The 9,166-nt window shown below is 70.1% G+C and carries 10 protein-coding genes; 4 read left to right on the top strand and 6 right to left on the bottom strand.

Going from position 1 to position 9,166, the window contains the following annotated elements; genetic code table 11:
- The 3 genes from GVL05_RS15490 to GVL05_RS15480 all read right to left on the bottom strand — a co-directional run.
- Window positions 1-389, bottom strand: a 389-nt coding sequence (locus tag GVL05_RS15490) for a co-chaperone YbbN (protein ID WP_159573703.1), incomplete at its 3' end; no start/stop codon positions are given.
- A gap of 258 nt (window positions 390-647) precedes the next feature.
- Window positions 648-1,019, bottom strand: coding sequence for a hypothetical protein (locus tag GVL05_RS15485; RefSeq protein ID WP_159573702.1), 372 nt, complete (start codon window positions 1,017-1,019; stop codon window positions 648-650).
- A gap of 18 nt (window positions 1,020-1,037) precedes the next feature.
- Window positions 1,038-1,637: a TMEM175 family protein gene (locus GVL05_RS15480; RefSeq protein ID WP_159573701.1), complete on the bottom strand. Its 600-nt coding sequence runs from the start codon at window positions 1,635-1,637 to the stop codon at window positions 1,038-1,040.
- A gap of 32 nt (window positions 1,638-1,669) precedes the next feature.
- On the opposite strand from GVL05_RS15480, the gene GVL05_RS15475 reads away from it, so the two are divergent.
- The 4 genes from GVL05_RS15475 to GVL05_RS15460 all read left to right on the top strand — a co-directional run bounded on the left by GVL05_RS15475 (window position 1,670) and on the right by GVL05_RS15460 (window position 7,016).
- On the top strand, window positions 1,670-1,888 hold the full coding sequence (locus GVL05_RS15475) for a DUF1653 domain-containing protein (protein ID WP_235036006.1): 219 nt from the start codon (window positions 1,670-1,672) through the stop codon (window positions 1,886-1,888).
- 30 nt (window positions 1,889-1,918) lie between these two features.
- Window positions 1,919-2,407 carry a hypothetical protein gene (locus GVL05_RS15470; RefSeq protein ID WP_159573700.1) on the top strand — a complete coding sequence of 163 codons (489 nt, stop codon included), beginning with the start codon at window positions 1,919-1,921 and terminating at the stop codon, window positions 2,405-2,407.
- 75 nt (window positions 2,408-2,482) lie between these two features.
- Complete coding sequence (locus GVL05_RS15465; RefSeq protein WP_159573699.1) at window positions 2,483-5,974, top strand: TM0106 family RecB-like putative nuclease; 3,492 nt, start codon at window positions 2,483-2,485, stop codon at window positions 5,972-5,974.
- A 184-nt stretch (window positions 5,975-6,158) separates the two neighbouring features.
- Window positions 6,159-7,016, top strand: a complete 858-nt coding sequence (locus GVL05_RS15460) for a nuclease-related domain-containing protein (RefSeq protein WP_159573698.1) — start codon at window positions 6,159-6,161, stop codon at window positions 7,014-7,016.
- Between the two features lie 31 nt (window positions 7,017-7,047).
- Here GVL05_RS15460 and GVL05_RS15455 read toward each other — a convergent pair whose 3' ends face one another.
- The 3 genes from GVL05_RS15455 to GVL05_RS15445 form a co-directional block, all read right to left on the bottom strand.
- Complete coding sequence (locus GVL05_RS15455; protein ID WP_159573697.1) at window positions 7,048-7,464, bottom strand: SseB family protein; 417 nt, start codon at window positions 7,462-7,464, stop codon at window positions 7,048-7,050.
- A 104-nt stretch (window positions 7,465-7,568) separates the two neighbouring features.
- Window positions 7,569-8,372 (bottom strand): SDR family oxidoreductase, encoded by an 804-nt coding sequence (locus tag GVL05_RS15450; protein WP_159573696.1) that lies wholly within the window; start codon window positions 8,370-8,372, stop codon window positions 7,569-7,571.
- Window positions 8,373-8,449: 77 nt separating this feature from the next.
- Entirely contained in the window at window positions 8,450-9,115 is a 666-nt protein-coding gene (locus tag GVL05_RS15445; protein ID WP_159573695.1) for a GPP34 family phosphoprotein, read from the bottom strand.
- Window positions 9,116-9,166: the final 51 nt, after the last annotated feature.

Genomic DNA, 9,166 nt, shown 5'->3' with positions numbered 1-9,166 from the left:
AAGCGGGTGCGGACGGCGTGGGAGCCGTCGACGAGCAGGACCGTGGGGGTCTGCAGGACGTTGAAGCGCGTGGCGAGGTGCGGGTGCTCGGCGAGGTCGATCTCGAGCCGTTCGACGCCGGCGTGCTGCGCTGCGAGGCTGTCGAGCTGGCGGGCCGTCGCCGGGCAGCGGGCGCAGGTCGGCGTGGAGAACTGGACGAGGGTGGCGCGGGTTCCGAAGGCGGTTGCCGGAGCGATGTCGGCGACGGTGCGATCGGGGCTGGCGTGGGTGCTGCGCGCGCGGCCGGTCTGGGGAACCGCTCGACCCGTTCTCGTGCGCAGGAGCAGGCCGATCACGGTGGCGAGGGCGAGGACTCCCGCCAGGACGGCGACGGCCACGATGACGGTCATGCCGTGACGGTACGTCGTTCTTGTGCGTCCAGGGGCGAACGTGACCGAACGTGACGGTCTCGGTGGGGTCGGACGATCGTGGAGGGGCTCGCGTCCGGAGGTCCGACCGGCCGGGCGGCCGGGCGGCCGGTCGCCGGCGCCTAGAATAGGCATACTATTCAAGGGACCGGGACCGGGACCGGGACCGACCCCTAGGGTGGCGCGGCGGTCGCCGGACGCGGTGGACCGGTGACGTGACGCGGGTGGGCTCGCGTGTCGTCAGAGCGCGGCGCGCGCCTGGTCGATCCGCTCGATGAACGCTCGAACGCCCCAGATGACGAAGGTCAGGCGCTGCCCGTCCTGCAGCACGACCTGCATCTGCCGGGAAATGTTCTGCGAGGTGTCGTGGAGCTCCGCGATGGAGTCGAGCGGGATGCCGAAGGTCGGCCGGACGAAGTTGAACGGGTGCGCGCTGAACCAGAGGACCGCGGGGGTCAGGGTGAGTCGGCCTCCCGCGGCTTCGTGGCGGCGCATGCCGAACGGGCCGGGTGCTGCGATCGACCGGACCAGGCCGGCCTCCGCCGCCGCTTCGTCGATGACGAAGTTCGCGTTCTTGCGTGCCAGTACGGTCTCCGCGTCCCCCAGGCCCATGCGCTGACCGTACCGTGCTCAGACGCGGCGGAGCAGCCGGGCGACCGTGCCCTGCAGCACGAGGAGCAGGGCCCAGAGCAGGCCGATGCTCGGGAACACCACCGACAGGATCAGAGCGAGCGACAGCAGCCCGGCGGCGATGAGCCCCCGCGCCGAGTCGCCCAGCGGCGTGGAGAGCAACTCGGGGTTCCGCCGGAGCACGAGTTCGATGCCGGTGAGCGCCAGGCTCGTCACGACCATGCTGCCGAGGTACAGCGCATGGGCCACACGGTCGTCGTTCTCGCCGCTGTTGAGCAGGTTCGCGGCGAAGGGCAGGAACACGATGCTGATGAGCCACACGAAGTTCAGCTGCATGACCCGGGCGTTGTAGGAGCGGACATGCTCGAACACCTGGTGGTGCAGGATCCAGAACCGCGAGATCAACCAGAACGTGATGAGGAACTCGAGCAGGGCGGGCCAGTGCGCTCTGAGCAGGTCGCCCGCGCCCTCGCCGTCGCGCAGGTCACTGGCGATGTCGACCAGCGGCAGGATCAGGAGCGTGATCGCGATGGCGACCGTGGCGTCCGAGAAGTTGACGAGTCGGTCGAGGCCGCGGTCCGTTCGAGCGTGCTCGGTCATGGCCCGAGTGTAGGAGCGCTTAGTGTCGGGGCGTGAGCGACGACGTGACTCCTGGCCGGTACCGCCACTTCAAGGGCAACGACTACGAGGTGCTGCTCGTCGCCCGTGACGTCGAGACCGAGGAACCGGTCGTCGTCTACCAGGCGCTGTACGGCGAGCGGGGGCACTGGGTTCGCTCGCTCGCTGACTTCACGGCGCACGTGACCCGCGACTGGTACGACGGGCCGCGGTTCGTGCCCGTCTCCGACTGAGGGTCGCGCACGGATCAGTAGGCTCCATCTGTGGCCAGCCCGATCCTGTCGACCATCCTCACCGCGTTCATCGCCGCTCTTCTGACTTTCGGCCTGGGCCAGGCGGCAGAAATTCTCAAGCGCCGACGGGAGTTCAAACACCGTTGGGACAACGCCTTGTACGAGCGCGCGCAGGAGTTCGTGGTCTCCACGAGGAATCTCGAAGCACTTTCCGGAAGCGGCAAGCAGCATTCCCCCGGAGCTGCTCGTGCAGCTCATGACGACGTTCGGGTTCGTTGCAATCAGCTGCTGGTTTTGGCCGACGACAGGCTTGCAGTGTCGGCACTGCGGCTCCAGCGGGACTGCTACGCGCTACGCCAAATCATCGACGGCGCTGAAGATCCTCGTCCGGGTGGCTTTGCCCCGCGCGACAGGTACTTCAGCTCCCTTCAGTCGCTGTACGTCGAACTTCGACGCCAACTCCGGATCCCAGTGCTGACGCAAAGCCGACTCGGAGACGTTGAACTTCCACGTCTGTGAAGGGCGCGGGGTAGTCCGCACCGGTGTCGGCGGGCGGCCCTAGGCTCGCAGGGCACCAGAGAGACGGGGGAACGCATGCAGATCGGCGTCGATGGGCACGTGCTGCTCAGCCCGAGTGACCTCAGCACGTGGTCGGCCTGCGAGTGGGCGTTCCTGCGCCGGCTCGACGTCAAACTCGGTCGCGGGGAACCCCTGCCCGAGGCGCACGACGACATGCTCGAGCGCACCGCCCGGCTGGGGGACCAGCACGAGCTCGACTACCTCGACATCCTCAAGCAGACCCGCGACGTCGTCGAGTTCGACCGCCCCGCCCCGCCGGACTACGCACGCGCCGCAGCCGAAGCGCGACAGGCCTTCGCTGACGGCGCCGACGTCCTGTACCAGCCGACGTTCCACGCGGCGCCCACGACGGACAGCCCGGGCTTCATCGGCTTCGCGGACTTCATCATCCGCAACGACCAGGGCGAGTACGAGGTCTACGACACCAAGCTCGCCCGGCACGCCAAGATCAGCGCCCTGCTGCAGCTCGCCGCCTACGCCGAGCAGATGAAGGCGCACGCCATCCCCACCGGGGCGCAGGTGCACCTGGTGCTCGGAGACCGGACGACGACCACGCACGACCTCGCCGACATCGCACCGGTGTACCGCACGCAGCGCGCCGAGCTGCAGCGGGTCATCGCCGAGCGGATCGCTGCCGACGCCGAACTGCAGTGGGGCGACCCGCGCTACTCCAGCTGCGGGCGCTGCGACGTCTGCTCGACCCAGGTGGCCGAGCACCGCGACCTCGTCCTCGTCGCCGGCATGCGCCTGGACCAGCGGGCAAAGCTCATCAAGCACGAGGTGCGGACGATCGACGACCTGGCGGTCCACACCCGGGCAGTGCCGGGCTTGTCGCGCGCAACGCAGGATCGGCTGGTGCGCCAGGCGAGCCTCCAGATCGAGACGGAGACCGCCCGACGGAACGGCGCCGACGGGCCGGACCAGCCTGTGAAGCCGCGCTTCGAGGTCCTCGATGCCCGCGCGCTCGACGCGATCCCGGCCCCCGACGCCGGCGACGTCTTCTTCGACTTCGAAGGCGACCCGCTGCACACCGAGGACGGCGTGCACTGGGGACTCGACTACCTGTTCGGCCTGGTCGACGACCGCGCGGAGTTCACCGCGTTCTGGGCGCACACGATCCGCGACGAGCGAGTCGCGCTGGAGCAGTTCCTCGCGTTCATCGAGGCTCGGCGGCAGCAGTACCCGGGCATGCACATCTACCACTACGCCGCCTACGAGCGGACGCACCTGCTGTCGCTGGCCGCCCGGCACGGAGTCGGTGAAGAGGCCGTCGACGACCTCCTGCGCGCCGGCGTCCTGGTCGACCTGTACCCGATCGTCCGCAAGGCCCTGGTCGTCGGCAGCCACAGCTACTCGATCAAGAAGCTCGAGCCGCTGTACATGGGCGACGACCTGCGCGAAAGCGACGTCACGAACGCCGCCGACAGCATCACCGCCTACGTCGACGCGATCGAGGAACTCCGCAACGGGGACCCCTCCGCCGGCCAGCACATGCTCGACGAGGTCGCCGACTACAACGCCTACGACTGCCGCTCGACCCTGCGCCTGCGCGATTGGCTCCGGTCGCTGCGCACCGACGACCCGGACGCAGTCGATCCGGCACTCGAACTCGACGTCCCGCCGATCCCCGTCGAGCGCGAACCGAACCCGGTGTACGTCGCGCTCGCGTCGCACCTGGAGGACGTCGACGCCCTCGACCGCACACCCGACGAGACCGCGTTGGCGCTCGCCGCAGCTGCGATCGACTACCACCGGCGCGAGGCGAAGACCTTCTGGCAGGACCACTTCGACCGCCTGCGCAACCCGGTCGACGACTGGGCCGACACCCGCGACGTGCTCGTCGTGGAGCGTGCGTCCGTCGAGCGGGACTGGGACACGCTGCCGCGCGCCCGCTCGCAGTCGCGGGAACTCCGATTGTCGGGGACGCTCGCGCCCGGCTCGCGGCTCCGGCCGGGAGGCACGCCCCACCTCGTCTACGACGACCCGCTTCCGCCTTCGGTCGTGTCTCCGGGCCCCGGGTCGAAGGGCGCGTCATCCCGCGCCGTGATCGTGGACGTGTGGGACAACGGCGACGCCGTCGAGGTGCTCGTGAAGGAGGGGCTGCCCGTCGGGGCGGAACCGCACCACGAGTTCCCGGTCGCGCTCGCGCCGTCGGCACCGCCCCGAGCGAAGCCGCAACCCGAGGCAATCGCCGAGTGGGGGCAGCAGGTCCTCGACGAGCTGCCCTCGATGGTGTCGGACCCGGCCTTCGACCTGCTGCGCCGGGTGCCGCCGCGCGGAGCGATCGTGCCCGTGCAGGGTGACGACACGGTGTCCGCCGTGGTGGCGACGCTGCTCGGCCTCGACCGCTCGTACCTGGCGATCCAGGGGCCTCCCGGCACGGGCAAGACCTACGTCGGGTCGAACGTCGTCGCACGGCTCGTCCGCGAGTACGGCTGGCGCGTCGGCGTCGTCGGGCAGTCCCATGCGACCTCGGAGAACTTCCTGTCCTCGGTCGTGAACGCCGGCGTGCCCGCGGACCGGGCGGTGAAGGTGCCGAAGTCCGGTGCGACCGAGGATGAACTCGATGCCGCCGCGTGGACGCCCGTGAAGAACGGTGCTGCCGTCGCCGCGTTCCTGTCCTCGTGCGAGGCCTCCGGCACCGGCGGCGTCGTCGGCGGGACCGCGTGGACGTTCGCGAACGCGTCGACGATCGAGCGCCGCTCCCTCGACCTGCTCGTCGTCGACGAAGCCGGCCAGTTCTCGCTCGCGCCGACCATTGCGTCCTCGATCGCGGCGACCCGACTCCTGCTGTTGGGGGACCCGCAGCAGCTCCCGCAGGTGTCCCAGGGCTCCCACCCGGAGCCCGTCGACGAGTCCGCGCTGGGCTGGCTGGCGGACGGCGAGCACGTCCTGCCGCCGGAGTTCGGCTACTTCCTCGCCCGCACCCGTCGGATGGAGCCGGCGCTCACCGATTCCGTGTCGGCGTTGTCCTACGACGGGCAGCTCGCGTCGATGGTGTCCGGTCGGCACCTCGACGGCATCGACGCGGGCGTGCACCCCGTGCCGGTCGTGCACGCGGGCAACACGACGTCCTCTGCTGAAGAGGCCGCCCGGGTCGTCGCCCTCGTCGGTGACGTCGTCGGTCGCACCTGGACCGACGGTTCCGACACCCGGGACCTGACCGACGAGGACGTCATCATGGTGGCGCCGTACAACGCGCAGGGGGCACTGATCCGGCAGGAGCTCGACCGCGCTGGCTTCACCGGCACCCAGGTCGGCACCGTCGACCTGTTCCAGGGCCGCGAGGCCGTCGTGTCGATCGTGTCCCTGGCGGCATCGAGTGCGGCGGACATCCCGCGCGGCCTCGACTTCCTGCTCATGCCGAACCGGTTGAACGTGGCGATCTCGCGGGCGAAGTGGGCGGCCTACCTCGTGCACTCACCGGCGCTGACCACGGGGCTGCCCCCGTCGATCGCGGGCTTGTCCCTGTTGTCTCGCTTCATCGAGCTCGTCCACCCCCGCTGAACCGGCGGGCGAGTCCGCTGCACGGGAGGCTCGACAACTCCGGATGCATGACGGTTCTGGTTCACGAAACCCGGGGATCGTGAACCAGAACCGTCAACCGCGCGAAACCTGGGACCCACCCGCCGCGCTGTGACGCCAGAACGAGGGCTGGCCGGACCAGACGTCGTCCTGGAACGGTGGAGGCATGGGGGAGCACACGATCACGGCGGACCGTCCGAGCCCGAAGGGCACGGCGCCGCTGACACTCCGCGCTCGCAAGCCCGGGTACGCCGTGATGCAGCAGTGTCTCGCGGTCCAGGCCGACGGCCGCGCACTGACGACCTGGCAGCGGTTCTGGGGGCACGACCCGCTGCGGCCGGAAGCCCGTTCGTGGTTCAAGGGGGCGATCGGCGAGCGGCAGGTCGCGGCGCAGCTCGAGGAACTCGGCCCGGACTTCACGGTCCTGCACGCTGTCCCGATCGGGAAAGGCAGCACGGACATCGATCACATCGTGATCGGTCCGACCGGCGTCTTCTCGATCAACACGAAGAACCACTCCGGTCACGCGGTCTGGACGGGCGGACGCACACTGATGGTGAACGGCCAGCGGACGCCGCACCTGCACCGCGCGCTGGCCGAGGGGGAGCGTGCGACTGCCCTGCTGTCGGCCGCAGCGGGCGGTCCGATCCTCGTGCAGCCGATCCTGGTGGTCGAGGCTGCCGAACTCCGGTTCGGCAAGAAGCCGCCGGCAGCCGTGGTCCTCGAGCCCGAGCGTGTGGGGAGCTGGATCCGCGGCCTCCCACGTGCGCACTCCGACGAAGCCGTGCGCTTCCTGTCGATGCTGGCGGAGGAACGGGGCACATGGCACGTCGATGCCGTGGTCATCAACGACACACTTCGCCACGTCCAGCGCTTCGAGCGACTCGAACGCGAGATCGCCGACGCTCGCTCCCGCCGCAGCCTCATGCGCCGGGCTCGGGTCCTCGCGGTCCTGGCCGTTCCGGCGGGTGGTCTGCTCGGGTACTGGTGGGCCGTCGCAGTCGCGGCGATCGCGGCCGCCTGATGACGAAGGCTCCGAGCCTCTGACGGAGCGATCAGTCGTCGCTGGTTGGGACGCCGCCCTGCATCTGCACCCGCATCTGGGCGAGGACATCCGCGTGCAGGAAGTTCGCCTCGGCCGCACTCGTGGGGTCGACCACGATGCCGAACTCCTCGGGGAGCGCGGACACGAGCTCGGACATCGGCACCGGACGCCCCTCGGCGTCGGGCAGACTGGCGGCGAGCTCGCCCGGGTCGGTGAAGACGGGCACGAACGGCTTGTCACGGATCATGACGTGGGCGACGCTGCCGGCCTCCGGTGTACCCGATGGCTTCCACGGCACCCACGCCGCGCTGCGCAGGAAGCCCGCCGGCGAGGCTGCCATCCGGCGGCGGAGTTCGGCGGCCGCGGTCGGCGGGGCCTTGTCGACGCCTCGGCCGAAGGCGGATCCGTTCGTCTCGTCGTTGCTCACGCCGACCATGCTGTCACGCTGGACGGACACGGCGGGGCCGAGCCGGGCCTCCAGGTCGTCACCCGGCGCACGAGGAGGTGCGCCGGGCGTCGGACCGGTGCGGCTCAGTACGCGGCCGACTGCCCGCCGTCGATCGGGACGACCGTCGCGTTGACGTAGGACGCGTCGTCGGACAGCAGGAACGCGACGACGGCGGCGATCTCGGGGGCTTCGCCGTAGCGCTTCGTCGGGTTGACCTGGATGAACTCCTCGGCGGCCTTGCGGGGGTTCTCCGCGTCGAGCTGCTTCATCGAGTTCTCGACCATCGGTGTCCAGATGGCTCCGGGGGCGATGGCGTTGATGCGGATGCCGTAGCGGCCGTACTCGACGGCGGAGTTGCGGGTCAGGCCGACGACACCGTGCTTGGCGGCGGCGTACCCGGACTGGTTGCCGATGCCGCGGATGCCGCCGACGCTCGCGGTGTTCACGACCATGCCGGAGCCCTGCTCGCGCATGACCTTGAGGACCTTCTCGAGCCCGAGGAACACGCCACGCAGGTTGATCGACACGACCTTGTCGAACTCGGCGGCGCTGAACGACTCGGTGGGGTTCTGCTTGCCCTCGATGCCGGCGTTGTTGAAGAAGCCGTCGATGCGGCCGAAGCGCTCGATGGTGGCTGCGACGTAGGCGTCGACCTGGGCCTCGTCGGAGACGTCGGCGACGGTGGTCAGGACCTGGGCGTCGGGGGTGGCCTCGAGCACGGCGGCCTTCGAGGCCTCGAGTCCCTGCTCGGAGACGTCGACGAGGGAGAGCGTGGCACCCTCGGCGGCCAGGCGGACGGCGGTGGCGCGTCCGAGGCCGGAGCCGCCGCCGGTGATGAGGACGACGCGGTCGGCGAAGCGGGACGTGACGGAGTTGGTTTCGGGCATGGGGAGGCCTCCTGAGGTCTTCGACGATGAATTCCCTTTAGGCTACACCTGTCGTTTTGCAGGGTGTGCTGGCGACGTCAGCTCGTGATGACCGTGGTCGTCGTCGCGGTGGTCGCCGCCATGATGACGATCATCGCCGCGGCCTGGATCTCCTCGAGCACGGCCTTCACCGCGGGGCTCGCCCAGGTACCCGAGGTGATCTCCTTCACCAGGCCCTTGTCGACGGCGCCGAACTGCTTGCGCAGCGTGTTCGTCGCGTCGAGCATTCCGATGACCGCAGCGGAGAACGTTTTCGGGCTCGCCCGCCGAGCCAGGACGTCCGCGATGCCGGATCGCAGCAGTGCCTCCGGGGCTCCGTCGCGCTCCGGGTGCTTCGTGGTGGGGAAGAGCCCGAGCACCTTGCCCTGCTCGACGCTGATGATCCCTCGCTCGACGAGTCCGGCGAAGACGTCGTCGCGGAGCCGCTGCTTCCCGAGCCGGCTCACCCACCACTTCGCCTTGCGCGGCGCGCCGGACGCCGCGATCGAGCCGACGACGCCGTCGAGCACCGGGTCGCCCGTGGCGGCGCCGTCGACGACGGTGACCAGGCCGTTCTGCAGCGAGACGGCACCGCGGAGCGCCAGGTCGGCGAGGACCGCTCCCGCGAGACCGGTGTCCAGCGTCTGCCCGTCGAGGGACTTGCGGCCGTCGGGTTCGACCTGGAGGAGCGCGAACGCCTGCGGGACCGTGAGTCGCTCAGCCATGTCCGCAGCCTGCCACGCGGGGCGGAGGTGCGCCGGGCCTCCCGGTCGACA

Origin of the sequence: Curtobacterium sp. 18060, assembly GCF_902706105.1 — a bacterium.
GTDB lineage: Bacteria > Actinomycetota > Actinomycetes > Actinomycetales > Microbacteriaceae > Curtobacterium.
The sequence above is the reverse complement of the archived record's forward strand: the minus strand, read 5'-3'. Positions and strand labels throughout refer to the sequence as shown.

Coding starts and splice junctions, on each gene's coding strand:
- GVL05_RS15485 (WP_159573702.1), bottom strand. CDS start 1,019: ATGGGCCTGGGGGACGCGGAGACCGTACTGGCACGCAAGAACGCGAAC.
- GVL05_RS15480 (WP_159573701.1), bottom strand. CDS start 1,637: ATGACCGAGCACGCTCGAACGGACCGCGGCCTCGACCGACTCGTCAAC.
- GVL05_RS15465 (WP_159573699.1), top strand. CDS start 2,483: ATGCAGATCGGCGTCGATGGGCACGTGCTGCTCAGCCCGAGTGACCTC.
- GVL05_RS15460 (WP_159573698.1), top strand. CDS start 6,159: ATGGGGGAGCACACGATCACGGCGGACCGTCCGAGCCCGAAGGGCACG.
- GVL05_RS15450 (WP_159573696.1), bottom strand. CDS start 8,372: ATGCCCGAAACCAACTCCGTCACGTCCCGCTTCGCCGACCGCGTCGTC.
- GVL05_RS15445 (WP_159573695.1), bottom strand. CDS start 9,115: ATGGCTGAGCGACTCACGGTCCCGCAGGCGTTCGCGCTCCTCCAGGTC.